25 protein-coding genes are annotated in these 26528 nt (G+C 40.2%); all 25 read left to right on the forward strand.

Going from position 1 to position 26528, the window contains the following annotated elements:
* Positions 1–23: 23 nt before the first annotated feature.
* The 25 genes from rfbF to HY035_10840 all read left to right on the forward strand — a co-directional run bounded on the left by rfbF (position 24) and on the right by HY035_10840 (position 26519).
* Complete coding sequence (gene rfbF, locus HY035_10720) at positions 24–800, forward strand: glucose-1-phosphate cytidylyltransferase (protein MBI3378851.1); 777 nt, start codon at positions 24–26, stop codon at positions 798–800.
* Positions 801–853: 53 nt separating this feature from the next.
* The gene (locus tag HY035_10725; protein MBI3378852.1) at positions 854–1555 is read left to right on the forward strand and encodes an NTP transferase domain-containing protein; all 702 of its coding nucleotides are present in this window, start codon (positions 854–856) and stop codon (positions 1553–1555) included.
* Positions 1552–2568, forward strand: coding sequence for an NAD-dependent epimerase/dehydratase family protein (locus HY035_10730; protein MBI3378853.1), 1017 nt, complete (start codon positions 1552–1554; stop codon positions 2566–2568). The genes HY035_10725 and HY035_10730 overlap by 4 nt, the downstream gene beginning before the upstream one ends.
* Positions 2552–3655, forward strand: a complete 1104-nt coding sequence (locus HY035_10735) for a DegT/DnrJ/EryC1/StrS family aminotransferase (GenBank protein MBI3378854.1) — start codon at positions 2552–2554, stop codon at positions 3653–3655. The genes HY035_10730 and HY035_10735 overlap by 17 nt, the downstream gene beginning before the upstream one ends.
* A 66-nt stretch (positions 3656–3721) precedes the next feature.
* Positions 3722–4078, forward strand: coding sequence for a hypothetical protein (locus HY035_10740; protein ID MBI3378855.1), 357 nt, complete (start codon positions 3722–3724; stop codon positions 4076–4078).
* Positions 4079–4132: 54 nt separating this feature from the next.
* Positions 4133–4861, forward strand: a complete 729-nt coding sequence (locus HY035_10745; protein ID MBI3378856.1) for a class I SAM-dependent methyltransferase — start codon at positions 4133–4135, stop codon at positions 4859–4861.
* Positions 4858–5616 (forward strand): glycosyltransferase family 2 protein, encoded by a 759-nt coding sequence (locus HY035_10750; GenBank protein ID MBI3378857.1) that lies wholly within the window; start codon positions 4858–4860, stop codon positions 5614–5616. Before HY035_10745 ends, HY035_10750 begins: the two co-directional genes overlap by 4 nt.
* Position 5617: 1 nt before the next feature.
* Entirely contained in the window at positions 5618–7057 is a 1440-nt protein-coding gene (locus tag HY035_10755) for a cobalamin B12-binding domain-containing protein (protein MBI3378858.1), read from the forward strand.
* A 30-nt stretch (positions 7058–7087) separates the two neighbouring features.
* Positions 7088–8080 (forward strand): GDP-mannose 4,6-dehydratase, encoded by a 993-nt coding sequence (locus tag HY035_10760; protein ID MBI3378859.1) that lies wholly within the window; start codon positions 7088–7090, stop codon positions 8078–8080.
* Positions 8081–8094: 14 nt separating this feature from the next.
* The gene (locus HY035_10765) at positions 8095–10011 is read left to right on the forward strand and encodes a hypothetical protein (protein MBI3378860.1); all 1917 of its coding nucleotides are present in this window, start codon (positions 8095–8097) and stop codon (positions 10009–10011) included.
* Positions 10012–10033: 22 nt separating this feature from the next.
* Positions 10034–11146, forward strand: a complete 1113-nt coding sequence (locus tag HY035_10770) for a radical SAM protein (GenBank protein MBI3378861.1) — start codon at positions 10034–10036, stop codon at positions 11144–11146.
* Entirely contained in the window at positions 11146–11595 is a 450-nt protein-coding gene (locus tag HY035_10775; GenBank protein ID MBI3378862.1) for a dTDP-4-dehydrorhamnose 3,5-epimerase family protein, read from the forward strand. Before HY035_10770 ends, HY035_10775 begins: the two co-directional genes overlap by 1 nt.
* Positions 11596–11605: 10 nt before the next feature.
* On the forward strand, positions 11606–12535 hold the full coding sequence (locus HY035_10780) for a glycosyltransferase (GenBank protein MBI3378863.1): 930 nt from the start codon (positions 11606–11608) through the stop codon (positions 12533–12535).
* Positions 12536–12563: 28 nt separating this feature from the next.
* Complete coding sequence (locus HY035_10785) at positions 12564–13889, forward strand: hypothetical protein (GenBank protein MBI3378864.1); 1326 nt, start codon at positions 12564–12566, stop codon at positions 13887–13889.
* Positions 13890–13925: 36 nt separating this feature from the next.
* Positions 13926–15425: a B12-binding domain-containing radical SAM protein gene (locus HY035_10790; GenBank protein MBI3378865.1), complete on the forward strand. Its 1500-nt coding sequence runs from the start codon at positions 13926–13928 to the stop codon at positions 15423–15425.
* Positions 15426–16874, forward strand: a complete 1449-nt coding sequence (locus tag HY035_10795; GenBank protein MBI3378866.1) for a B12-binding domain-containing radical SAM protein — start codon at positions 15426–15428, stop codon at positions 16872–16874.
* A 31-nt stretch (positions 16875–16905) separates the two neighbouring features.
* Entirely contained in the window at positions 16906–18336 is a 1431-nt protein-coding gene (locus tag HY035_10800; protein ID MBI3378867.1) for a radical SAM protein, read from the forward strand.
* On the forward strand, positions 18317–19528 hold the full coding sequence (locus HY035_10805) for a glycosyltransferase (protein MBI3378868.1): 1212 nt from the start codon (positions 18317–18319) through the stop codon (positions 19526–19528). The genes HY035_10800 and HY035_10805 overlap by 20 nt, the downstream gene beginning before the upstream one ends.
* Before the next feature lie 2 nt (positions 19529–19530).
* Complete coding sequence (locus HY035_10810; GenBank protein MBI3378869.1) at positions 19531–20325, forward strand: YdcF family protein; 795 nt, start codon at positions 19531–19533, stop codon at positions 20323–20325.
* 2 nt (positions 20326–20327) lie between these two features.
* Positions 20328–21821, forward strand: coding sequence for a radical SAM protein (locus HY035_10815; protein ID MBI3378870.1), 1494 nt, complete (start codon positions 20328–20330; stop codon positions 21819–21821).
* Between the two features lie 4 nt (positions 21822–21825).
* Positions 21826–22668, forward strand: a complete 843-nt coding sequence (locus tag HY035_10820) for a glycosyltransferase (protein MBI3378871.1) — start codon at positions 21826–21828, stop codon at positions 22666–22668.
* Positions 22669–22670: 2 nt separating this feature from the next.
* On the forward strand, positions 22671–23975 hold the full coding sequence (locus HY035_10825) for an HAD-IIIA family hydrolase (GenBank protein MBI3378872.1): 1305 nt from the start codon (positions 22671–22673) through the stop codon (positions 23973–23975).
* A complete protein-coding gene (locus tag HY035_10830) occupies positions 23972–24940 on the forward strand; it encodes a GHMP kinase (GenBank protein MBI3378873.1) in 969 nt (322 codons plus the stop codon). Before HY035_10825 ends, HY035_10830 begins: the two co-directional genes overlap by 4 nt.
* 12 nt (positions 24941–24952) lie before the next feature.
* Positions 24953–25516, forward strand: coding sequence for an SIS domain-containing protein (locus HY035_10835; GenBank protein MBI3378874.1), 564 nt, complete (start codon positions 24953–24955; stop codon positions 25514–25516).
* A complete protein-coding gene (locus HY035_10840; GenBank protein MBI3378875.1) occupies positions 25500–26519 on the forward strand; it encodes an undecaprenyl/decaprenyl-phosphate alpha-N-acetylglucosaminyl 1-phosphate transferase in 1020 nt (339 codons plus the stop codon). Before HY035_10835 ends, HY035_10840 begins: the two co-directional genes overlap by 17 nt.
* The last annotated feature ends 9 nt before the right edge of the window (positions 26520–26528 follow it).

Raw genomic sequence — 26528 nt, forward strand, 5'->3', positions numbered from 1 at the left:
ATTCCGCAGGCTTGACACTAAATATGAATGAGGTAATTATATTATGCGGCGGTAAAGGCACCCGTCTCAGTGAGGAGACTGAGACAAGGCCGAAGCCTATGGTTGAGATAGGCGGCAAACCCATCTTGTGGCATATCATGAAGCATTACGCATCTTTTGGCTATAATCGTTTCATACTTGCTTTGGGCTATCGCGGCGAATACATAAAGAATTATTTTTATAATTACCGGATGCTCTCAAGTGACTTTACGCTCGTAATGCATCCAGAAGAATCTCCTCAAATACATGGAGTGAGCGATGAGGCCGACTGGGAAATAACCTTTGTGGATACAGGCATGAATACATTGAAAGGCGGAAGAATTAAGCGTGTCGAGCAATATGTAAAGAGCGATATATTTCATATTACTTATGGCGATGGATTGAGCAATGTCAATATTAAGGAGATAGAGCAGTTTCATGTACAACATGGAAAAATTGGGACTGTTACCGGAGTCCATCCTCCTTCAAGGTTCGGCGAAATGAAAATAGACGGCGACGATGTAGTCCACTTTGAAGAAAAACCGCAATTAAGCTCGGGAATAATTAACGGCGGGTTTTTTGTGTCTGACCGGCGGCTGTTTAATTATGTTACGGTGGAAGAAAACTGCGATTTTGAGTTTGGCCCTTTGCAGAAACTTGCATCAGAAGGCGAACTGAAGGTTTATAAACATGAAGGGTTCTGGCAGTGTATGGATACAGCGCGTGATAAGGACTATCTTAACAAGCTATGGGATTCCGGCAATCCGCCATGGAAAAGATGATTTCGGCGGGAACTTTTATGACAAAGATAAGCTACAAATCTAAGGACTGAACTATGCAGGCAGTTATCTTAGCAGGGGGGCTTGGAACCCGTTTAATGCCTTTCACAGAAATTATTCCTAAGCCGCTATTGCCGATCGGCGAGAAATCTATACTGGAAATTCAAATCAACAGATTGAAAATGCACGGTTTTGACGAGATTATTCTTGCCACTAACTATAAATCGGAATATATAGAGAACTTTTTTGGCGATGGATCGAAATTAGGCGTTAAGCTTGTGATAAGCAAGGAAGAGATGCCGTTAGGGACCTGCGGCCCGTTAAGTTTGCTGAAAGACAGCTTAAAAGAGCCCTTCATGGTTATGAACGGGGATATCCTGACAACAGCCGATTTTACAAAACTCTATCAATTTGCTTGTGCTATTGATTCTGAATTTATTGTTGTTACCAAGGAAATCATTACGCCGTTTGAATTTGGCAATGTATACAGCAAAGGGAATTTTGTTTATCAGGTTGAAGAAAAACCAAATATTAAGAACGAAATTATTGCTGGCATCTATGTGCTGAAACCTCCTGTCCTTAATTTGATTCCAGAGAATAAGTATTTTGGTATGGATGATCTCATTAAGACTATGCTTGCAAAGGGCCTGCCTGTGGCAAAATATCTTCTGGACGAATATTGGCTCGATATCGGGAGAATAGACGACTATAAGAAAGCAGAGATAGCATATAGCAGTCACTTTAAAAATCAAGAATGATGGAGCATAGAGAGGAGATTCTAAGTTTTTATCGGGACAAAAAGGTATTGGTAGCCGGTGGAGCGGGTTTTATCGGCAGCAATCTGTCGAAAGAGCTTGTTAAATGCGGAGCAAAAGTCGGGATAATAGATGGATTTGTTGAGCATACAGGCGCAAGCAGAGAGAATATTCAATCAATCTTAAGTGAAATTGAGCTATACGATTCCCGTATTGAGGATATTGCTTCGCTGCAAGAAATAGTAGAACGGTTTGAGTTTATTATTGATTCTATGGCTCTGACGCCTCACAATTTTGGCGTCAGCTATCCGCTTCTTGATATTCAGATTAATCTTCTTTCCCATCTTCATCTAATCAATGCACTCAAAGGAACAGAGGACAAAAAATTGATTTACCTTGGTTCACGGGGGCAATACGGGCAAGGCGCCGGGATTATTACAGAAGAAACGCCTCAGGTCCCGATTGATCCGCAAGGTATAAATAAGATGGCAGCAGAGAGTTACTTTAAGTTTTACGGTAAAAAATACGGTTTCAGTGCCGCAAGCCTGAGGATTGCTAACTGTTTCGGCGAAAACCAGAGGGTTACCGGTGATGATGTAGGGCTTGTCGGTTCTTTCATAAGGGATATTCTTAACGGGAAGACTGTAGAAATATATGGGGATGAGTTCAGACACAAAAATCTGGTATATGTAAAAGACCTGGTAAAAATTATACTTGAATTTGGCATGCATGATTTCAAAGGCTTTGAGGCTTACAACATTGCTGGGTTAAGAGTCTCTTTAAAAAATCTTTTGGAGGCTATTATTGAGATTGCCGGCAAAGGGAGATACGTAGTGAAATCATTTCCGGATGCTATAAGACATATTGATACAGGGGAAGCAGAATTTTCCGACAGTAAAATTAAAAATAAGGTTGGAGGATTTGAATTGCATGATTTAAAAAAATCATTGACCAATACTATAAAGTATTTTGAAAAACAGATAAGCACGGAAGGGCGCGATGATCTGGCGGTGTGATTTAAAATCTCAATATAAGAAATACAAGAAGGAGATAGATGCGGCTATAAAGAAAGTTCTTATATCAGGCCGGTATACGCTGGGAGAGCAAGTAGAACTTTTTGAAGAGGAGTTTTCCGGCTACCTGGGCTGTAAACATACAATAGGCGTTGGAAATGCTACGGACGGACTGATATTGTCGCTAAAAGCGTTAGGGATAGGAGAGGGCGATGAAGTTGTAACAACTCCATTTACGGCTATTCCTACTATTTCCGCAATTATCGCAGCAGGGGCAAAGCCGGTTTTTGCGGACATTGATGAGAAAACATTTTTAATTGATATAGAACGGATTCCTGATTTCATTACGCATAAAACAAAAGCAGTAGTCCCCGTGCATATTTTCGGCAATGTGGTTGACGTTAAAAAATTGAGATCGCTTATTCCACCAAATATTCCGATAATTGAAGACGCCGCGCAGGCTCACGGCAGCAAGATCGGGAATATTCTGGCAGGCACTATAGGAGATATAGGGGTTTTTAGCTTTTATCCGACTAAAAATTTGGGCTGTTACGGTGACGGCGGGGCGGTAGTTACCAATAACTCTGAAATTGCGGGAAGGATAAAACTTATGCGGATGTATGGAATGATAGATAAGGATAGGATTATAATAAACGGAATAAATTCCAGGTTAGACGAACTGCAGGCGGCGATCCTGAGAAAAAAACTCAAACATCTGGATGAGATGAATGGCCTTCGCAACAGAATAGCAAAAAAATATAGAGAAGGCCTTGATGAGAGGCATTTCAGTTTTCAACATATCCCTGATAATGTGTTTTGTAATTACCATGTGTTTTCAATGTGCATAGGCGGCAGAAGAGATGAGATGATGGATTATCTGGAGAAATGCAAAATACAGACTAATGTATATTACCATGTCCCCTTGCATCTGCAGGAAGCAAATAGATATTTAGGTTATTCGCGCGGCAATTTGCCGAAGACCGAGAAATTGTGCAGCGAGATAATCGCATTGCCTATGTATCCGGAACTGACCGAACAAGCTGTTAAAAAGGTTATAAGAACTATAAACCTGTTTGTAGATAAATCTTGATTAAATTGAGTTATGCCTGTGGTTTGAGGTCAATAGATAAGATAAATCAACTGTTGAGGTGAAGTTATGAATAATTTATTTACCATAATGATTTTTTCAGTGCATGTCCTGCTCAGTGCGGCAGGCATGGTAATTTTGAAATCAGCGCTCACAGATAAAAAAATAAGTTTTGAAGGGGCATTTCAGATTATCTTTGAATTCAAATTTATAGCCGGCATGTCATTATATGTTTTGGGATTCCTGCTCTGGATTTACATTTTGTCAAAGTATAAACTCAATGTGGCTCTTCCGATTGCGCAATCGCTTTTTTTTGTCGTTTCAATTGCCGGAAGTTTTTTTGTCCTGCAGGAATCCCTCAGTCTGCAGCATGTAATCGGCATAGCCTTATGTTTAGCAGGCATATTTTTAATTGCGATGAAATAGAATGTTGAGTTTTTGCCTCCTTAATCCGCATGTCAATTACGGTATGGTTTATCTTTGGATAAGAAAAGTTTAGAAGATAATTTTTTGTATGAACAGTTTTACTGGTGGTTTCTTGGAAGGAGGAAAATTGTTCGTAATCTTATTGCCAAGTTTTTTAAGAAAACGGATAGTGCAATTGCTTTAGATATCGGATGTGGAACGGGAATTGTCCTGAACGATATTAGGGAACATGCTGTGCCCGTGGGTATAGATGCTTCGGAAATTGCAATAACTCTCACCAAGACGAGAGGACATCAGAACTTGCTCTGCGCCGACGTATGTAACCTGCCCTTCAAAGATGAATCCTTTGACCTGATAACAACATTAGGTGTCTTATACAACGAGGGTGTCAAGAGTGATGATGCAGCCATAATGGAATCGTACAGAGTGCTAAAAAAAGGAGGCATTATTATTATTGACGAAGCAGCGTTCAATTTTTTACAGTCAAAACATAATATCAGCGTAGGCGGGGTTAGGAGATATAGGCGCAGTCAATTGATTAATAAATGTAAGAAATGCGGTTTCGAGATTTTGAAGGCTTCTTATTGGAATATGATTATGTTGCCTGTGTTTTATTTAGTTGTAAAGTTAGAGAATAAATTCATGAGACAATATGCAAAGTTGGCAGGTATTCCCAAGACTCTCAATAGTATTTTAAAGGCATATTTATATCTTGAGGCGTTCCTGTTAAAATACATAAATTTGCCTTTTGGGCCATCCGTAATTATAGTGGGCAGGAAATGAAAATAGATAGCGAATTGTCAATATCCTGCATTATCCCCATGTATAACGAAGAGGATAATGTCGCAGAAATTATCAGCCGGGCTGAGGATGTATTTAAAAAGCTTTTGATGAATTACGAAATAATAATAATTGAGAGCGGCAGCACAGACGGGACATGGCAGAGGATTAACGAGATTATAAAAGACCGGGGAAATGTTTATGCATTTCATCAGGAAAGAAGAGAAGGCATGGGCTCAGCCCTAAGATTGGGTTATGCCAAATGCCGGAAGGATTTGATATGTCATCTGGAAGCCGACAGCCCGTTTGATACTGAATATTTCAGGAAGGCTATTCCTATACTTTTGGAAAACGACTGTGTGATAGGATATAGAATTGGCGCAAAAGAAAGAAAATTCAGATGGTCGTATTATAATATGAACAAAAAAGGGGCATTCATCAGGCAGCTATATCATATAGGCTATAAGTTACTTTTAAAGGTTTTTTTTGGCTTAGATGTGCGGGATGTAAATTTTTCTTTTAAGATTTTCAAGCGAAGTCATATCCAAGAATTAGATTTAATCTCAAATGGATGGTTTATTGATGCAGAGATAATATTGGAACTGAGGAGAAAAGGCATCTTGCCTGTTGAAATGCCTATTGAATATATTGATAGAACTGCGGGGAAATCTACGGTGAGTTTATATACTCCAGTTCATATGGTATATGAAATGTTAAAATACAAAAAGGCCGTTAAAAGCAGGCGAGAGGCGGATTAGAATGACGGATGTTGTTTTTATAAGGATTTATCATTCGCTGGATGAAGAATTCGGCTATTTGTCAAAATTCGGTTATATTGAATTGACAAACGGGTTATGCTGGCTTGCGGCGGTTGTCAAACAAAATGGTTATAATGCGGAAATCATAGATGCCCTTGCCCTGCGATTAAGCAATGATGATGTTATTGCACTGATAAAAGAGAAGAATCCGAAGTATGTCGGAATAACAGCGTGCACTTTAGATATTTTTGGAGCTTCAGATTTAGCTCAAAAAGTAAAAAGTGTCAGGCCTGATATTATCACTATTTTAGGAGGCCCTCATATAACTGCGGTCCCTCTCGAAACAATGGAGCTATTCCCTGCTATAGATATTGGTGTTATAGGAGAAGGCGAGAGTACTATAATAGACCTGTTGAATTCACTTGGAAAGAGCGGCATGACGGGACTCTCAGGTCTTCAGGGCCTCGCTTACCGTGATGGTGATAAAGTCACCGTTACTCAACGCAGGGATTTTATTATGGATATCGATACCCTGCCGCTTCCGGCATGGGATCTGCTTCCTGATATAAGAAAATACTATTTTGCCCCGCCTTGGACTATGCACAGCGGGAGAACCGCCACTATTATTACTTCGCGCGGATGTCCTTTCCAATGTATCTATTGTGATAGAAAGGTCTTTGGCAATAAAATGAGACTCCATAGCGCTGGTTATGTTCTGGACATGATAAAGACGATGCATTTTAAATATGGTATCTGTCATTTCAGGATAGCAGATGACAATTTTATCGGACACAAAGGAAGGCTGAGGGAGATATGCAATCAAATCATAGAGGAGAAATTACCCATTACATGGTCTTGTCTGGCAAGAGTTGATTCGATTGACCCTGATTCTCTCCGTCTGATGAAAAAAGCAGGCTGCTGGTCCATTGCCTTTGGTGTTGAAACGGGCTCGCAAAAGATTCATGATTTTGAGAAAAAAAAGGTGACGCTTGAAAAGATAGAGCAGGCTGTAAAGATAACCAGAAAAGCCGGGATTAAAACTATTTCTTTTAATATAATAGGGCATCCCCTTGAAACCATAGAGACTATTAAGGAGACTATCAAGTTCAATAAAAAAATAAAGGTGGATGATTTTAAAACCCAGTTTATGATTCCATTCCCCGGTACCGAGCTGTATCAAATTGCCGAGAAATACGGTACATTTGATAGAGACTGGAAGAAGATGAGTGTGTTCAGAGAACCGATTTTTATTCCCCACGGCCTCACCAAGGAAGAATTGATACAATGGAATAAAAAAGCATTTTGGAGCTTCTATCTACGGCCAAGAATCATTTTTAAATATCTTACCCAGATTCGCAGTCTGCAGGAACTGAAAGTAATCATGATAGGCGGGCTAACCCTAATTGGCTGGAAAATTAAAGAGTTGTTTCATAAAAAATAGAAAAAATACGCTGATGACGGAGATAGGTTTATGGATTTAAATTCAAAAACGGTTCTGATAACAGGAGCGGACGGCTTTATAGGTTCGCATTTAACCGAAAGACTCGTTCGGGAATGCGGAAAGGTCAAAGCATTGTCTCAATATAATTCTTTTAATTACTGGGGATGGCTTGAGAGCATTGACTGCCTGAATGATATTGAAGTTCTTAAGGGGGATGTGAGGGACCCTCATTATTGTATGGGCATTCTTAAAAATGTAGATGTAGTATTTCATCTTGCCGCTTTAATAGCAATCCCCTATTCGTATCAGGCATGCGGCAGTTATGTTGATACCAATATCAAGGGCACGCTGAATATCTGTCATGCCGCTGTTGAAAGCGGATGTCAAAAACTCATTCACACCTCAACAAGCGAAGTATACGGGACGGCCAGATACGTGCCGATAGACGAAAACCATCCCAAACAGGCGCAATCCCCTTATTCAGCCACTAAGATTGCTGCCGACGCATTGGCTGAATCGTTTCACCGGAGTTTTAATTTGCCGCTTGTCATTGCAAGGCCCTTTAATACATACGGGCCCAGGCAATCTGCCAGGGCTGTCATCCCAACAGTCATCATACAGCTTCTGAACGGCCAGAGAGAGATAAAACTCGGGGCGCTGCATCCGACGAGAGACTTCGTTTTTGTTAAGGATACTGTTGAAGGATTTATCGAAATAGCGAAATCAGATAATGTCATAGGCGAAGAAATCAATATTGCAACGCAGACAGAGATATCCATAGCCGATATTGCAGGGAAACTTATAGAGATGATTAACCCTGGCGCCGCGATATTGAAGGAAAATCACAGGGTCAGGCCGGGGAAAAGCGAAGTGGAACGATTACTTGGCGATAACACAAAAATCAAATCCCTCACCAAATGGTCGCCGGCTGTGACTTTAGAGCAGGGGCTCAGAGAAACTGTCGGATGGTTCTCGCTGAAGGAAAACCTGAGGCTGTACAAGTCGGCAATATATAACATGTAGCTGAAAGATATTGCATGAAGGAGAGCGCTTTAAGATATATAGAACCGGTATTATTTTTTGTTTTATTAATAGTTGTTTTTGGTTTGCAATTGTATTCATGGATATTCCCATTCAGGGATTTTAACTGGCTTGCTTTTTTTCATCATGATTTAATCTACCAGGTTGAGAGATTTCTGCTGAACTTAAACTATACCGGCATAGAGATGCTCAACAGCGGGCATGCAGACTACGGAAGCGAACTTTGGCTCTTAATACCGTTCTTTAAGGTATATGAATTATTTTTATCAAACCCAAATCCGATTCATGCTTATTATTTTCTTGTAATTATTCATTTATTATGCGGGCTATCCTCATTTGTTGTGATAAGATTTCTATTTAAACGGTATACCGGCAATTCTGCGGGGGCCTCATTGTTTATTCTTATAATGATGAGTTCGCCTCTTTTTGTTCAGTATTTTTCATTTATTAAACCTGACCCGAATGTTGTTTTGTTGTGCATTCTTATTTCTCTTTCTGCTGCGTGTTTATTTTATGAGACGGCAAACAGGAGATGGCTGTTGGTTGCATTGACAGCCGCTGCTCTGGGAGCTGCAGTAAAATGGTGGAGCGCCTTTATGCTGTTTCCCATAACATATGCAGTGATGCTCAAAGGAAAAGAAATTGAGGGTGAGTTATTAAATTTAAAATATACATTTTGGGCAGTTATCGGTTCTGTCGTTATATTATATTTCGTGCAGCTTTTAGCGATAAGAAACGCCATTGCTATATTAATTGAGAATGGCGAGCCGATTTTTGACCCGGTTTTTATCAGCGGACTGCCTGCCTTGAAGAAGAGGGCATACGAAATTGTTTTGTTCTTAAATCAAAAATCCGGAATTGCTGTCAGTCTAATCCTTGCGATTGCCGGAATAGTTTTATATTGTGCGGCAATAAAATTTTTATTCCGGATAAAGCAAAAATTTTCGCGAAGTGATCAAGGACAGGGTGTTTTAATGGATTATCTGTTTCAGTTTGCACGGTTATCCCCTATCTTTATGTTTTTTTTCCTAATATTTGATATGCCGTTTTTGACAAGCAATCAGCTTGTGCACTCGGTGTACGATTTTTCGCAGAGTTTGAATTTAGGCCTTCGCAGTTCAGTTTCCAGCAGGAATGTCGGATTTTTGCTGAATGCAGGAGAATGGATAAATAACCTTATAGCGAACAATTTATTGTCATTTTTTACAGTCGGCGGGATATTATTTTCAATATATGCCTACTTTAAGAAGCTAAAGAGAGACAAGGGCAAATTTATCACACACGTATTATCAACCTATCTTATTTTTTTGCTGTCTTTCTTATTCTTATTCGTAACGCGAAAGGCGGCCGCTGTTCAGGCAATGATTTTTGCATTAATGATACTCTTTGTACTGTTTAATCTCTCTTGTTTTTTGAATTATCTCTCGGGCTACAGAAAAAAGATTTTTATCGCCTTGGTTTTATTGTTCAGCTTGTCGCAGATAATATGGCAGAATGTCAGATCGGTGTCTCCTTCGGTATACTCATTGTATACATATAGATATGGCTTCGCTGATAGCGTAAAAGATTTGAATATACAATTACTGGATGCTGTAAATAAGGGCAATCAGTTTGATAAGGATAAAACGCTGTTCTTTTGCCAGAGAGATTTCCCGATAGACCGGAATAAAATCGGATACCAGCGCCTGGAATTCAAGATATGCAGAAGTCCTGACAGGCTGGTGACAGCTCTGAACAAGGGAGATATGATATTGTTTACAGACGCTCAGAGAAACGAACAGTATAAAGACACGGTGGATTCATTGCTGCACATTAAAAAAATAATCCCTGTAGCAACCATCAACGGTAGGCGCTATCGTCTGGAGGGAGAGATAGAGGGCTATAGAGCATATCTTTATCAGGTGAACTCATGACAGGATTAGAGGTAGCAGGCGCTTGACTGTTTTAAGGGCTAAAACTATAGATTTATTCAGGCATGAGGGATTAACCGCTATTCAAAAGAAAAACAGCGAAACAAATCTTTCTGAAATTAAGGCCAATGCCGTTAAGCTGCGTTCCTATCCGCGCAGACTTGTGTTAGAGCTTACAAATGCATGCAACCTAAACTGCATTATGTGCGGGAGAGACGAGGAAAACTTTTCTTATAATTTTTTGAATATAGAATATCTGAATAGATTTAAAGAGATTTTTGAATGCATAGAAGAGGTTACTTTATTCGGATGGGGGGAGCCGACCCTCCACCCCAAGTTTAAGGATATTGTAAGTTTTCTTAATAACTATCCGGTGCGAAAATATTTTGTTACTAACGGCACTACTTTAAAAAGAATTACGGATTATTTATTTGACTATAAAATTGATATTATGGCTGTAAGTCTTGATGGCGCTGTTGCGGGAACCAATGACAGGATCAGGAGGAACTCAAACTTTAATAATATTGTTTCTGACCTTAAAGCGATAGTTCAACAGAGGAAAAAGAAGAAAGTGAGCTATCCGTATATAAATTTTGTTTTCACGCTGATGAAAAGCAATCTTCACGAACTGCCCGATATGGTTGGGCTTGCTCACGATATAGGTATAGAAGAAGTAAAGGCGGTATATCTTACTGCCTTTGGTGAAAACCTTGAAAAAGAGGTACTCCGGGACAGCGCGGTAGAGGTTAGAAGTGTTTTTGCAGAAACAATAAGGAGAGGCAATGAATTAGGGGTTAAGATTAAACTGCCCTATATCGAGGGTGAAGATATTGCCGGCGACAAATTTCATAAAGACTGTTTTGTAGGGTGGCGTGATTTTTTTGTTGGCTGTGACGGGTATGTCAGGCCATGTCAATCCATATCAAGAAAGATGTTTCACGTCTTAAAATATGAAAAATTTGAAGATGCCTGGAACTCAGCTGAGTTTGCGGACTTTCGCTCTGCTGTAAATGACCCGCAGGCTATGTGGGATGAATGTAAGCGCTGCTATCAGTCCTCTCATGCAAACTGGAACAGAAAGTCGTCGTTTCTTCAAAAGGGGCAAAAATTTGCTCCGGAATGGAAAGGGGGAATATAATGATAGAAGGAGTGAAAATTACACCTTTAAGGCAGATACTTGATGAGCGGGGCAAGGTTATGCATATGCTTCGCTGCGATGCTTCTCATTTTGAAAAATTTGGCGAAATTTATTTTTCATTTGTTCATTGCGGGGCGATAAAGGGATGGCATATACATAAGAAGATGACTCTCAATTATGCTGTGCCGGTTGGGAAGATTAAATTAGTTCTTTATGACGACAGACATGACTCTCCGACGCGGGGAGAGTTGATGGAGATTTTTACAGGCTCTGAAAATTATCAATTAATCACAATTCCCCCGCTTGTTTGGAATGGAGTTAAGGGCATAGCAGAGGGGACCTCAGTAATTGCAAACTGCGCTACACTTCCGCACGACCCTCAAGAAATTGAGCGCCTAAGTCCATTTGACAAAAAGATACCTTATGACTGGAACCTGAAACACGGTTGACCCTAAGAAATTGGCTAATAAAACGATGAAAAATCCTACGGTAAGCGTGATAATGAACTGTCTTAACGGTTCGAAATATCTTGCTGAGGCTATCGACAGTATTTATTCACAGACCTATAAGGACTGGGAGATAATCTTCTGGGATAATGCCTCTGCCGATAATAGCCCGGACATTGCTAAGAGTTACGATGAGCGGCTGAGATACTTCAAGGGAGAGAAGACAGTTCCCCTTTATGAAGCCAGGAACTATGCGGTGCAGCAGGCAAATGGCAAATACATAGCATTTCTTGATTGTGATGACATGTGGCTGCCCCGGAAGCTTGAATGGCAGGTCGCCGAGTTTGAAATAGACGAAAAGGTCGGTTTAGTTCATACAAATGTTGAGATATTAGAAGGGAATAACAATATAAGAAGAATGAGTAATATTCAGCCGAGTGGAAATGTTTTCAGGCAGCTGCTTAGGCATTATAGCATTAACTTGCAGACGGCGATGATTTCGAGGGCGGCGCTTTACTCTTTAAATGAATGGTTTGACGGTTTGCTGAATCACTCGGGAGATACGGATTTGTTTCTGAGAATAGCGCATAATTGGAATGTGAAATATTTGCCTGTTGTTACCGCAAGGTATAGAGAGCATGGGGAAAATCGCTCTCTGAAGTTTGCGGCGGATATTCCTGTGGAACTTGAATATATAATCGGGAAATTAGCCGGGCTCTATAGAGACTTCAGGAAGGAATATGAGATGGAGCTTATAGAGCTTAGGATGAGGCTGCAAAAAGGCCTCGCTGTTGCTAAATGGAAATCAGAGAATGGGCATGAGTCGAGGAAATTAGCGCTGAAACATTTAGCGAGTGTGCGTTCCTTTGTTTTAGTGTATTTTTTATCATTTTTCCCATATAAAGCGGTGAGTTTTTTCAGGAATCTCCTGAGAATCAGGTAATAATCTACACTTTTTTTAAAAAAATATTATGAGTATTGCAATAATCGTATTGATTGCTATAATTCATTTTTATATTTATGACCATTTCTGGTTTTTAAGATTGTTAGGTCTGGATATATATAGTCCAAAAATTAATTATGTATTTTTATTGCCGTTATTTTATATTGCCGCAATATATCAATTAGTCGTTTCAATAAAAACCGAACATGGGGAAAAAATATCTAAAACCGGCAAACAGTTGGCTGTTACGGCATTCTTGTATTTTGTCGCCAGTATTTTTACGGTGCTATTGCATGAGCTGGATTCTGGTTTTTTGATGGTAATAAAATATTCTTTCTATTTATTCATACCGATAATGCTGTCTTTAAGCGTATTTGCCATATTCAGAGATAATGAAGATATTAAAAAAACCGTATTTGTTTTATTTTTATTAGGCATTATTTTTTCTGCTTATGCTACGGTGTTACATATTAAAATAATGGCTGATATTGAAGGTTTTTATGATGTCTTCAGTATAGATGGGAAAATGTGGGCGGGAAACTCGGCAACATGGCTGTCAAGATTTTCAGTCCCGGGCGTGGGACCGACTAATTTCCCTTCAATGCTTATCCCCTTGATATTGGCGGGCATTTATTTTTTTAAGAATAGCGGTGGAAAGGTCAGGTATTTTTATGCCTTCGCATCTCTTTTTCTGTTTTACAATATTATAATAACCTCAACAAGAGGGGCCGTTGTATCGCTCTTGAGCGGTATGATATATCTTTTTGTAAAAGGTTGGTTTAAATATAAAAGGCCTCTTTTTGCTATTTCGATTGCCCTGTTAATTATATTTATTTTTTCTTTTAGTACAGGACTGTTATTAAGACTGTTGTCTACAGTAAATCAATTTATTCCTTCCATAGGCGAGTGGGATGTTATAGGCAGTCTTATAGAAAAAGGACATTATGGAGGATACGCCGTAGATGATATCTGGGAGGAAAAAAATAGGGGTATGCTTTTGGCACACGCTATTCAACGTGTTAATCCTGTTTTCGGTTTAGGTTTTTCCGGCATTCGCAGTCATATTATGTTTGTTGACGTATTAACACTGGGAGGATTGGTTTTATTAGTTCCACTCATGTTTTTTATCCTTTCTATTTATCGCAACTCCAGTGAGATATTGCATAAGGGACTCTACAAGGACGCACCTTCAAAAGATTTAGGGATAGTATTAATAGCGATATTTTTCAGTTATACTGTTGAGCAAATGTTCATGCCAGCCTTTGTCAATAATTACTGGCTGTGGTTCGGTTTTGAAGCGGCATGGGCAAGAAACTGCGAGACGGAACGCCGGGCTGCCGCAAAACTGTCATGAGCCGGCACAATCTATATGCTGTCGCGGGGCAAAAAAATGAAGAAGGTTTTATTAGTATTTCCTGACATTTCAGAAAGGTCGTGGCATAAAGGTTATTTTCATTATGGATTGGCGCATATTGCATCCTATCTTAAGCAGAATGTCCAAGATGTTGAAGTATCTCTATTGACGGTCCGCGATAAAAATTTAAGCCAAGCTGATTTTAATGAGAAGATAAAAAAGTTTCGTCCGGCGATAGTTGGTTTTACATCAACTACGCACAGCTTCCCGTTGGTTCAAAAGATGGTTGCGTGGACAAAGAAATTCAACAGAGACATCCTGACAGTATGCGGGGGAATTCATGTGACCATCAACCCGGAAGATGCCTTGCTGTCATCGGAAAGTGACGTTGTTGTCTGCGGGGATGGAGAATATCCCATGGAGGCGCTGATAAATGCATGGACAGAGCGTGGCGTAATAGCGCATGAAAGAGGAATATGGTATAGAAAAGATGACACAGTAATTAGCAATGGTATAGCCACGGTAGCGGATCTGGATTTACTCCCTGACCCTGACTGGGATATTTTTAATTATATGAAGTTAGACGAAGGCTCGCAGGGCATAGGAGGCCTGATGCTTTCAAGGGGATGCCCGTATCAGTGTTCATACTGCTGTAATCATAAGCTTTCAAGTATTTATAAAGAGAACAAGGCAGGTTATATTCGGTTCAAAAGCGTTGAAAAGTCAATATCCGAGATTAAAAATTTTGTAAATAAATTCCCTGAAATACATACCCTATATTTTGACGATGACATTTTACCGCTAAAAAAACAGTGGTTTCTATATTTTGCCTCCAGATATAAGAACGAAATAAATAAGCCGTATTGGTGCAACATCAGGCCTAATTTGGTGGATGAAGAGATAGTCGATGCGTTTGTTGAATCAGGATGCGTACGTGCCGGGATAGGGATAGAAAGCGGCAACGAAGTCATGCGTAATAAAGTTTTAAAAAGGAATGTTAGCGAACAAGTACTTGTAAATGCCGTATCGCTTTTGAAAAGGAAAAAGATTTACGTATATAGTTTCAATATGGTTGGATTACCTGGTGAAACAAAAAAAGAATTATTAGATACTGTTAGGTTAAATGCACGATTGAATATTGATAAAATGCAGTGTTCAGTCTTCTATCCTTACAGGCATACTGTGCTATATGATACCGTAGTTAATGGAGGACTTATAAAAGACGAGCGGTACTTGCTTGAATATACGCATGAAAGTATTTTGAAGTTCAGTTTTGCCCAACGGAATAGAATATATTTTACTGTACTGACAATAAATATAATCGCTAAACTTTACAGAATGCTGCATGGATATGCAGCAGAAATATTTTTAAAAGCGCTCTATTCAACGCCGTCATCTGTAATGATGCTTCCTATTGTAAATCGTATAATGAGGAAAGTGATTGCATCAAAAAATCTTGCCGAGAGGGTAAAAATAATTTTTAGATGGATTATCCCTTCTCCACCGACAGCTCTAACTACTAAGCGGGTGAAATAAATGAAGAAAGTAACCTTTGTCATTTCCGAGGCAAGACTTCACGAACAGCTCTCTATTATGGCTCTGAGCGCTTCCCTGAAAAATGCCGGGCACGAGACCTCATTGGTATTCTTTCAGAACGACCCGTTAAATAAAGACAAAATTGTACAGGCGCTTAAAAGAGAAAGCCCTGATTTTATAGCGCTTAGCTTTATGTCATGTGTAAAGGAACATTACATTGATCTGTCCGGCTATATCAAACAGCATATCAGCGCCCCGATAGTTATCGGCGGGCCTGCTGCAACATTTGACCCGAACCTGTGTAATTTTAATGATAACCCGTTTGATGCAGTTTGCATAGGCGAGGGGGACTTGTCTATTGTCAATTTTGTAAACAAATACAACAGCTCAGGAAACCCAATGCCATTGCACAATTTCGTTACGAGATCTGGAAACGGAGGGCATTCGAGAGGAGAGCTGCTTGACCTTATTGACCCGTTAGACCAATTGCCTTTCCCTGACAGAAAAATTATATATGACAAGGACGATTTTCTCAGGAATTCTAAAATCAAGATGTTTATGTCCGGCAGAGGCTGCCCCTATCAGTGTACTTATTGCTTCAACCATAAATACAACAGTATGTACAGAGGCAAGGGACACATTGTCCGTCATAAGTCGGTAGATTATTTTCTGGAAGAAATCCGTCAAAGCAGAAAAGAATATCCTCTGGAAGGGATCATCTTTGAAGACGATATCTTTATAATTAATAAGGAATGGCTGGCAGAGTTTGCTGAGAAGTATCCATGGGAAATAGGACTCCCTTATATGTGCTATGTCAGGCCCAATCTTGTTACTGTCGAGATTGCAGGATTGCTTAAGTCATCGGGATGTTATTCTGTCCGTGTAGCTGTGGAGTGCGGCAACCAAGACCTCAGGAACAAGATTTTAAAAAGAAATCTAACCGACGAGCAAATTCTGAAGAGCTGTCAGATTCTCCATGACGCAGGTCTTAAAGTCGGAACTATTAATATTCTTGGATTGCCAACAGAAACAATTGAGAATATGCAGGAAACGTTAAACTTAAATAGGGCTTGTAAGCCGGAACATGTGTCTGCAAATTTATTCATGCCGCTTCCCGGCGTTGATTTGACAAACTATGCTATTGAAAGTGGATTGTTAGATAAACATTTTACCTCGCCCAAGTCAAGTCATCATACCAGTGAAATGAAATATCCGGATGATGTAAAGAGATTTCTGTATCCCTTTAAAGCGCTTTTCCCGCTTATGGCGCAAAAGAAAAATATTGCAATGATTGCTCCCCTGTTAAAGAGATTGCCGGGGCCGCTTTTAAAAATTATCGACAGCGCCTACAGGCTTTACAGTAATTCGAGGTTTTATCCGAGGGTTCGTTTTAGCATTTTTGATAAATGGAGAGCCTTGAGGCGTTATCTTGCGATTATTTCTAAATAAAGATTCCGCTTACAGCATTTGAGCATATTGTATGAAGATATTGATAATTGAGCCGCCGGCTGTTTCGAAGTTTGGAAACCAGAGGATATTCGGGGGTAACGGAAGCAATAAGAGTGATTTCCGCAAACCGCCTCTGGACCTCATGATGATTTCAGGCTATCTGAGAAAAGAAGGGTTTGACAATGTCCTTATAGATGCGAATGCGTCAAGGAAAACTATAGATGATATAAGAGAAATCATAAAAAAAGAATCTCCAGATGTTGTTTTCTTTTCTACATCTACGTGCACAATTTACAAAGATTTACTGGTAGCAAAAGCTGCAAAGGAGGTTAATCCGTCAGTAGTAACGGTTGCTTTGGGCACGCATGTGATGGCATTGCCTGAAGATACTTTTAAAGAGTCTGAATATCTGGACGCTATTATCTATTCAAATGAGTGGGAACAAGCGGCATTGAATATAGCAGGGAATCTGACAAGTCTTGAAAATGCAAAGGGAATATTTTTCAGAAAACCTGATGGCAAAATTATAAAAACGGATATTCAGCCTCCAATGCAGAATCTCGATGATCTGGGTTTCCCGGCGCATGATAAATTAGAGAAGGAATTATACAGGGATCCTACAGCAAAGCGGTTTCCCAAGACGATGGTGATGGGGCAGAAGGCATGTATTAACAACTGCAGTTTCTGCTGTCAGCCGGCATTCTTTGGAGCGCCTGTACTCAGAAAGAGGTCTGTTGAGCACTTTCTGAAGGAACTCAGATGGGTTCAAAGTCTTGGTTTTAGAGAGGTCATGTTCAATGACGCTACCCTGACTGCTGATATGGAATGGGCAACGGCATTGTTTGAAGGGATGATAAGAAGCAACATTGATCTTACATGGAATTGTTCGACAAGGGCTGACCGTGTTAATGCTGAAATTCTTGAGATGATGAAGAGGGCAGGCTGTCATACTATCGCAATCGGCATGGAAAGCGTGGACCCTGCTGTGCTTAAGAACATAAGGAAGAATATATCTGCAGAACAGATAAGGGATGCGGTATCCATGATTAAAAATCATGGCATGGATACGATTGTTTTCTGTGTTGTGGGATTTCCCGGAGAGACCAGAGAAAGCATAGAAAAGACCACTTCATTTTTAACAACCCTTGATACAACCTTTATAACGCTTGGCATAGCGGTGCCTGCGCCGGGCACTGACTTTTATAAGTATGTTGAGGAGAATAATTATCTTTTAACAAAGGACTGGAGCCTTTATGATCCAATGAAGAAACCAGTTTTCAGTTATCCATGGCTTACGTCGGATGAAATCGCATATTATTCAAAACAGGGACTTCGCAAGTTCTATCTCAGGCCTAAATATATTTTCAGCAGGCTGAAATCAATAAGAAGTATTTCTGAAGCAGCGGCTTATTTCCGTAATTTTATAGGGTTTATGAAGCGATATGTCATATCAAAACATTAATAACAAAGACGTTTTAAAATACAACATTCTCTTCCTTATGAATGGAGCAAAACCGCCAAGAGGCGGGGAGTTTTTGACGCTTTACCTGATTACGCATCTGAGAAGGGACATATTCCGTCCGCTTCTGGTTTATGCGCATGAGGGCGTAATTGTCCGGCGATTAAAGGAGGCGGGCATAGACAATGTTCAAATCCCATTAAGCAGTAAGATCGCAAATATTTATCCAAGAGAGATAAGCCTTCACAGCCCTTTTTTTGTAATATCATTCCTCTGGCATTTGGCTTTGGGCGGCAGTATTTTTAAATTAAATAAAATTTTAAAAGAAAATAATATCCACCTGATATACTGCGCAGACAACATATCCAAATTCATAGGGGGGATTACCGGGAAAATGGCCGGAGTGAAAGTTGTAGCGCACTGTCATGATGATTTTAAAGAAGATACGCTGGGAAAGACAATGAGGATGTTCTATTTAATGCTCCTTGACAGGATATTGACTGTATCGGACAAGGTAAAAAAGTTTTTTGCTGTAAATAAGAGGGGATTTCAGAAAGCAATAACAGTTTATAACGGAATTGATGCTGATATCTTCAATCCTCAGAATGTATCCGAAGATATCAGAAATGAGCTGGGATTGAAAAAAGAGAATATTGTTATAGGCAGCATTGGCGTCATTGAGAAGGATAAGGGGCATAGATATTTAGTTGAAGCGCTTGCAAGACTTAAGGCTGAGGGCATCACCAATGTAGTTTGTGTTATATGCGGGACCGGGCCTCAGGAAGCAGACCTTAAAGAGCTTGTGCGCGCTAAGGGGCTGGATAGGGAGGTTTTATTTTTAGGGTTTAGGGATGATATTCCAAAGGTATTAAAAGTATTGGATATCCTTGCGTTAATGTCTTTAACGATAGAATCCTTTTCAATGGCTGCTGTAGAAGCCATGGCAATGGAGGTGCCTGTAATTGCCACCAGTATTGGAGGAATTCCCGAGGTGGTGGATGATGGTAAAACAGGAATCATAATTCCTCCCGGAAATGTTAATGCTCTTTGTGAGGCGATAAAGCTTCTAATTCAAAATCCTGGAATAAGATTGCAAATGGGTAAAAATGGAAGAGTGAGGGTTCTTGAGAAGTTTACTGTAGAGCAGAATGTCAGGAAGACAGAAGATGTTTTTCTTTCATTGTTGGAGATTTGATTATGTTCTTCTGGTTATCTAAAGTTCTCTGGTTTATAGTAAATCCATTCAATGTGATACTGATATTGCTTGTATTGGGATGGCTGCTGCTTTTCAAAAAGCCTTCAGCTGGAAAGAAGCTGATTGGGCTGGGGCTGCTGATAATATTTGTGGCCGGGTCAGGTCTCTTGCCAGGCATTATGATGCGCTCACTTGAAAATAGAATTCCTGCAGGCGCAATTCCTTCAAAAATAAACGGTGTCATTGTTCTGGCAGGCATGGTTAATATGGAATCTTCGAGAAAAGGGCTTATTGAACTCACGGAGCAGTCTGACCGGATAATAGAAGGAATTATCCTGCTTCAGAAATATCCCGAAGCAAAGCTGATTATAACCGGTGGAAGCGGATCTTTAAACCAAGGCGAAAATCTTAAGGAAGCAGATTATCTGAAAAAACTGGCAATATCGCTTGGTGTAAATAAAGAGAGAATACTGATTGAACGAAACTCAAGAAACACGCACGAACATGCAGTCGCAATGGCTAAGATGCTGCCTGATAAGAAGGGACAATGGGTGCTTATTACTTCTGCTTTTCATATGCCGCGTTCATTAGGATGTTTTAAGAAAGAGGGGATAAATGTTATCCCGTATCCTGTTGATTACAAAACTAAACTGGATAATGCTTTAACTTTAACTTCATTTTTGCCCACATTGGGGAATATAGGCAGTTTTAACGTTGCTTTTCATGAATGGACAGGCTTAGTTGCCTACAGATTGAAGGGATATACTGATTCCGTGTTTCCGGAACAGGTTAACTGAAAGTGAAAATCCTCTGTCTTAACCCGCCTTTCAAAACAGAATACGGACGCTTTTCAAGGACGTCAAGAAGTCCTGCTATAACCAGGAGCGGTACTATCTATTATCCTATATGGTTATGCTACGCCGCAGGTGTGCTTGAAGATGCAGGGCATGAAGTAAAGGTGATTGACAGTTGCGCCTATGGATATGACCTTGAAGCCACTCTTAGGATTGTTGCTGAATTTAAGCCAGAGATGGTTGTCATTGATACGAGTACGCCAAGCATATACAGTGATGTAAAAACAGGAGCGGAGATAAAAAAAATATTGCCTGGTTCTTTTGTAGTATTAATGGGGACTCATCCGAGCGCCTTGCCGGAAGATACATTGCAATTAAATTATGCAATTGATGCCGTTGCAGTGGGAGAGGCTGATTATACGGTAAAAGAACTGGCGCAGAAACTATCACAGGCAAATCTGCGCACTGTTCAGTCTGATGCTGCATACAGGAATAACATTTTAAGTTCCATAGATGGTATTGCCTACAGAGTTGACAGCAGTGTCCATGTAAACAAAAGAAGGGAGCTTATCGCAAATCTTGACGCACTCCCTTTTGTAAGCAAGGTGTATAAGAAACATCTTGATTCAACGAAGTATTTTTTTGCGGCAAGCGATTATCCTGAAGTGCAGATAATGACTGCGCGCGGCTGCATTGCACAGTGCACTTTCTGTGTTTATCCGCAAACAATCCATGGGCTTAAATACCGCATGCGTTCACCGCAGAGTATTGCCGATGAATTCCAGTGGATAAAGGAGAATATGCCGGAAGCAAGAGAAGTAGGGATGGAAGACGATACGTTTACGGGAAGTCAGAGCCGTGCAATTGAGTTATGCAAGGAGATGATAAAGAGAGGTATCAGGCTTAAATGGTATTGCAATGTGAGAGTAGATTTAAGATACGAGACTATGGAATGGATGAAAAAGGCAGGCTGTGTGCTTGTGACAGTAGGATATGAGAGCGCTAACAAGGATATTCTGAAAAATATAAATAAAAGGATTACTCCTGAGATGATACTTGAATTTTCACGAAACACAAGGAAGGCAGGGCTTCTGGTGCATGGCTGTTTTATGGCCGGCAACAGGGGCGAGACAAGAGAAACTCTCGAAGAGAGTTTGCAGGCGGCATTGAAAATGATGGATGACACTATGCAGTTTTTCCCATTGATGGTGTATCCGGGCACAAAGGATTATGAATGGGCAAAGAGCGAGGGACTGCTTACGATTAAAGATTTTTCTGATTATGTGACTGAAGACGGCTGTCACAACAGTGTGCTGAGAATGCCTGATATGGATTCTGATGAAATAACGAAATGGTGTGATTATGCAAGGCGGAGATATTATTTGAGGCCCAGATATATCTTATATAAGCTGTTTCAGCAGATGCGCCATCCGTCAGAGATAAGGAGAACGTTTAAAGCAGCGAAGAGATTTTTGAGGTTTCTTATTCCCGGGAAATAAATTTATGCATGACCTGTCAGTTGTAATGGCGACTTATAATGAAAACCCTATTTTTTTAAAGGCGTGCATCAACAGCATATTAAACCAGACGTTCAGAAACTTTGAATTTATAATAGTAGTGGAGCCGCAGGAGAAAAACATGGGATTTCTATCAGGTGTCGAAAGTTCGGACAACAGGGTGAGAATCCTGAAGAATGAGACAAGGCTGGGTGTTGCGGGTTCCCGCAACAGGGCAATCCTTGAGAGTTCAGGGAAATACATTGCCCTTATGGACAGCGATGATTATTGTGCCCCGGACAGATTTGAAAAACAATTAGGTTTTTTTGGGGATAATCCTGATGTGAGTGTTGCGGGCTCCAATATGTATTTGCTTGACAAGGACGATAATATAACAGGAGAAAGAAAATATCCTGAGTTTCACAGTAAGATACAAAGAAGCTTTCTGCTTACAATGGCTGTCGCAAATCCATCTGTTATGTTCAGGAAAAAAGATATTGATGAAGTTGGTCTCTTTGATGACAGGCTCTACAAGTCGGAAGATTTTGAGTTATGGCTCAGGTTTCTGGCTCATAACAAAAAGATGCATAATCTTCAGGAAAATCTAATTTATTACAGAATGCCGGCGTTACATAACGAGAAGAGGGGCCATATGCACTGGAGAAACAATTATATTGCAAGAAAGCGATACAGCAGACTCATATGGCCCTTGCACCTTAGATTTTTGAGCCTGCTTCTCTTTTTTTTGGTCAGCCGTCTCCCTGATGTCTTTCTGGATTATTTGTTGAATTTGAAGATTGCGGAGAGGATAAAGCATATAAAACCCAAACTTGGTGATAGGGAGCTATGATTATGGACTTAGTCATCATAGCGGGCGGTAAGGGGACTCGCCTCGGGCTTAAGGATACACCCAAACCCATGGTTGAGGTCGGAGGCAAGCCCTTGCTGGAGCATCAGATTAACCTCGCAAGACAATATGCAATAAAAAATATCTATATACTGTCAGGCCATCTGTCAGAGGTTATTGCTGATTATTTTGGTGACGGCAGAAAATTCGGGGTTAATATCACCCATGTAATAGAGAAGTCTCCCTTAGGCACAGCCGGCGCTGTTAAACAACTTGAAAACAGGCTCAACGAAAGGTTTATGGTGTTTTATGGGGATGTATTTTTAGATATTGATTTGAAGTCCTTTATGGATTTTGATGTGAAGACTCATTCTATAGCAGACATAATTGTACATCCTAATGACCATCCCCACGACAGTGACCTTGTAGAGATTGACGACGACAACATAGTCACGGCTTTTTATTCAAAGCCCCATGATAAAAAGCAGTATTACAGAAATCTGGTTAACGCTGCTGTGTATATTTTAAGCCCTGACATCTTTGATTACATTCCTCAGGATAAACCCTCGGATTTCGGAAAAGACGTTTTTCCCCCAGTTTTACAGTCAGGAGAAGTGATCAGTGTGTATAAGACCGCTGAGTACATAAAGGATATAGGAACCATAGAAAGACTTGGGAAGGTAAGCAGGGACATAATGGGCGGTAAGGTTAAGATGTTTTCAAAAAAGAATAAAAGGCCGGCTATTTTTATTGACAGGGATGGAACTATTGTAAAGGAGGTTGACTTGCTTCACAGAGTTGAAGACCTTGAGCTGCTGCCTTTTTCGGCCTCGGCAATTAAGAAAATAAATAGCTCTGACTACCTGAGTTTTCTTATCACAAACCAGCCTGTTGTCGCCAGAAACCTTTGCGATACTTCGGTAATAGCGCAAATCCACAATAAACTTGAGACTTTGCTCGGCAGGGAAGGGGCATATCTTAATGATATTTACTTTTGTCCGCACCATCCCGATAAGGGCTATCCGGGTGAAAATCCTGATTTCAAGATTGACTGCGATTGCAGGAAGCCAAAAACAGGCATGATAAGCAAAGCTGTAAAAGAGTATAATGTTGATGTTGAGTCATCCTGGTTTATAGGAGATAGGACTGCCGATATTCAGACAGGTAAGAATGCAGGCATGAAGACAATACTTGTAAGGACAGGCAATGCCGGGAAAGACGGGAAATTTGAAGTCAGTTCTGATTATATATTTGATAATATTGGAGATGCAGTAGATTTTATCTTAAGTAAAAAAGAGATATCATCATGATTATCACAAGAACGCCATTTAGAGTGAGCTTTGCCGGAGGCGGAAGCGATCTAAAGGAGTTTTATTCAAAGAACGGCTACGGCGCTGTTGTCAGCGCTGCTATTAACAAATATATGTATATCGTCATACATCCATATTTTCATGACAAGATACGCCTGAAATATTCAAAGACAGAGGATGTAGAAAATGTTGATGAGATACAGCACCCGATAGTCAGGGAGTGTCTGAGAAAGGTGAAGCTTGAAAAAGGGGTTGAAATTGCGAGTTTTGCCGATGTCCCTGCAGGCACTGGGCTTGGCTCATCCAGCGCTTTTACAGTAGGTCTCTTGAATGCTTTGTATGCGTATAAAGGGAAAGTTGTACCAAAAGAGAGGCTTGCAGCAGAGGCCTGTGAGATAGAAATAGATATACTGAAAGAGCCTATTGGGAAACAGGACCAGTATGCCGTTGCATACGGGAATATAAACTACATAAAATTCAATAAAGATGAAACAGTGGATGTCTCACCGATATTATTAACAGAACAGGCAAGGGAGAAACTTGAGGACAGGCTTTGTCTCTACTATATTGGCGGTAAAAGGAAAGCAGGTGATATACTCAATGAGCAGAAAAGGAATATGCTGGACGAAGAAAAATTCCAGAATTTAAGAAAAATGGTTATGCTTGCAGATGAACTGAGAGCTGTATTGAATAAGGAGAATATAGACTCATTAGGAGGTTTGTTGCATAAAGGATGGCTGTATAAAAAGGAGCTTGCGAGAGGGATCTCAAATGAAGATATAGATGCTTTATACGATAAAGCAGTGGAGCATGGCGCATCCGGCGGAAAGCTTCTTGGTGCAGGAGGCGCTGGTTTTTTGTTATTCTATACAAATAGCCATGAGAACCTGAAAAAACATATTGGATGCAAAGGATTGCCGTTTAATATTGACAGGGAAGGCACAAAGATAATTTTTTATGAGTAAAAAGGATATTTTATGCCATCGGTATTTTTGAAAAATTACCTTTTAGAACTTACAGGCATCATTAATATGATTGATGCAAAGGAGTTTGAAAGCCTTGTCGGCGAGCTTGCCGGCGCATATGAAAAACAGTCAAATATATTCATCTGCGGCAATGGCGGCAGCGCTGCTACTGCATCTCATTTTGCATGTGATATCAACAAAGGCGTGAGTTTTGGCAAGGAGAAAAGATTCAGAGTGATCTGCCTGAATGACAGCATTCCGACAATAATGGCTTATTCTAACGATGTCTCCTATGACAGTATTTTTGTGGAGCAGCTTAAAAATTTTATGAATGCAGGGGATTTGCTCATCGGAATTTCGGGAAGCGGCAACTCAGGGAATGTACTCAATGCTGTCAGATATGCCAATGAAAAGGGGGGAAAGACATTCGGTATCTGCGGTTACGGCGGAGGCAGGTTAAAAGGCACAGCACAGAAATCTCTTGTTGTTAACAGTAAGGATATGCAGAAGGTGGAAGACGCACATTTAATAATTTTGCACTGCGTAATGCAGTGGTTCAATGCAATTAATAGATAAGTCCTACATATATTTCTTAATCCCGTTCCTCTTAACCCTTTTCGTTACCCCTGTGGTAATCCGTCTCGCTGTAAGGTTTGACTGCATTGATAAGCCCGGCAAAAGAAGAATTCACAAATATCCTACTCCGAGATGGGGCGGCATAGCATTTTTTATAGGTATTCTGCCTGTGTTTCTTTTTTTGCAGATTGACAGACAGATTGCGGCTTATCTGACGGCCTCGCTTCTTCTTATAACTATGGGTGGGATAGATGACTGGAGGCAGGTTGGCTGGAAGGTAAAGTTTTTGGGAATAATTACAGCTATCACTATTGTTATCTTTGGCGGAGGTGTAGTTATAAATTCTATAGGGACGTATGGTTCTTATGGAAAAGTTGAGCTTGGGATATTGAGCATCCCTTTTACGTATTTGGGTATTGCAGGAGTTACCAATGCAATAAATCTTATTGATGGATTACATGGACTTGCAGGCGGCGTATCTTTAATAGCATTTATTTTTATCGGCATTGCAGCATATCTTTCAGGTAATTATATGCTGGCAGTTATTTCTCTTGCATTTGTCGGCGCCCTTGGAGGTTTTTTATGGTACAATTTTCCGAAGGCAAGGATATTTATGGGAGACTCAGGAAGTCTTTTCCTCGGATTTTCACTCGCGGTATTTTCTGTTTTCCTTACACAAAATGCAAAATTTCCTATAGAGCCGATGTTTCCTGTCTTGGTGCTCTTTATTCCGATATTTGACACCCTGAGAGTTGTTTTTGTAAGGGTGTTCAGTATTAAGAATCCATTTAAGGCAGACAAAACCCATGTTCATCATTTACTTGTTAGAAGAGGAGTGTCTCCGGTAAGTGCAGTTATTTTTTTATGGACATTAAGTGCATTTCTTGGAGGGTATGCAATTTTACTGATAAGAAGGACATCCACTTCATATCTGGTTGTAACGCTGTTGGTGTCTCTATTGTTTAGCTTTTTTGCTGACTCGCTTGTAAGGAGAAGACAGTAATTGTTCTGA

Source organism: Nitrospirota bacterium (assembly GCA_016195565.1).
Classification (GTDB): Bacteria; Nitrospirota; Thermodesulfovibrionia; order Thermodesulfovibrionales; family UBA1546; genus UBA1546.

Coding starts and splice junctions, on each gene's coding strand:
- rfbF (MBI3378851.1), top strand. CDS start 24: ATGAATGAGGTAATTATATTATGCGGCGGTAAAGGCACCCGTCTCAGT.
- HY035_10725 (MBI3378852.1), top strand. CDS start 854: ATGCAGGCAGTTATCTTAGCAGGGGGGCTTGGAACCCGTTTAATGCCT.
- HY035_10730 (MBI3378853.1), top strand. CDS start 1,552: ATGATGGAGCATAGAGAGGAGATTCTAAGTTTTTATCGGGACAAAAAG.
- HY035_10735 (MBI3378854.1), top strand. CDS start 2,552: ATGATCTGGCGGTGTGATTTAAAATCTCAATATAAGAAATACAAGAAG.
- HY035_10740 (MBI3378855.1), top strand. CDS start 3,722: ATGAATAATTTATTTACCATAATGATTTTTTCAGTGCATGTCCTGCTC.
- HY035_10750 (MBI3378857.1), top strand. CDS start 4,858: ATGAAAATAGATAGCGAATTGTCAATATCCTGCATTATCCCCATGTAT.
- HY035_10755 (MBI3378858.1), top strand. CDS start 5,618: ATGACGGATGTTGTTTTTATAAGGATTTATCATTCGCTGGATGAAGAA.
- HY035_10760 (MBI3378859.1), top strand. CDS start 7,088: ATGGATTTAAATTCAAAAACGGTTCTGATAACAGGAGCGGACGGCTTT.
- HY035_10765 (MBI3378860.1), top strand. CDS start 8,095: ATGAAGGAGAGCGCTTTAAGATATATAGAACCGGTATTATTTTTTGTT.
- HY035_10775 (MBI3378862.1), top strand. CDS start 11,146: ATGATAGAAGGAGTGAAAATTACACCTTTAAGGCAGATACTTGATGAG.
- HY035_10785 (MBI3378864.1), top strand. CDS start 12,564: ATGAGTATTGCAATAATCGTATTGATTGCTATAATTCATTTTTATATT.
- HY035_10790 (MBI3378865.1), top strand. CDS start 13,926: ATGAAGAAGGTTTTATTAGTATTTCCTGACATTTCAGAAAGGTCGTGG.
- HY035_10795 (MBI3378866.1), top strand. CDS start 15,426: ATGAAGAAAGTAACCTTTGTCATTTCCGAGGCAAGACTTCACGAACAG.
- HY035_10800 (MBI3378867.1), top strand. CDS start 16,906: ATGAAGATATTGATAATTGAGCCGCCGGCTGTTTCGAAGTTTGGAAAC.
- HY035_10805 (MBI3378868.1), top strand. CDS start 18,317: ATGTCATATCAAAACATTAATAACAAAGACGTTTTAAAATACAACATT.
- HY035_10810 (MBI3378869.1), top strand. CDS start 19,531: ATGTTCTTCTGGTTATCTAAAGTTCTCTGGTTTATAGTAAATCCATTC.
- HY035_10820 (MBI3378871.1), top strand. CDS start 21,826: ATGCATGACCTGTCAGTTGTAATGGCGACTTATAATGAAAACCCTATT.
- HY035_10825 (MBI3378872.1), top strand. CDS start 22,671: ATGGACTTAGTCATCATAGCGGGCGGTAAGGGGACTCGCCTCGGGCTT.
- HY035_10830 (MBI3378873.1), top strand. CDS start 23,972: ATGATTATCACAAGAACGCCATTTAGAGTGAGCTTTGCCGGAGGCGGA.
- HY035_10835 (MBI3378874.1), top strand. CDS start 24,953: ATGCCATCGGTATTTTTGAAAAATTACCTTTTAGAACTTACAGGCATC.
- HY035_10840 (MBI3378875.1), top strand. CDS start 25,500: ATGCAATTAATAGATAAGTCCTACATATATTTCTTAATCCCGTTCCTC.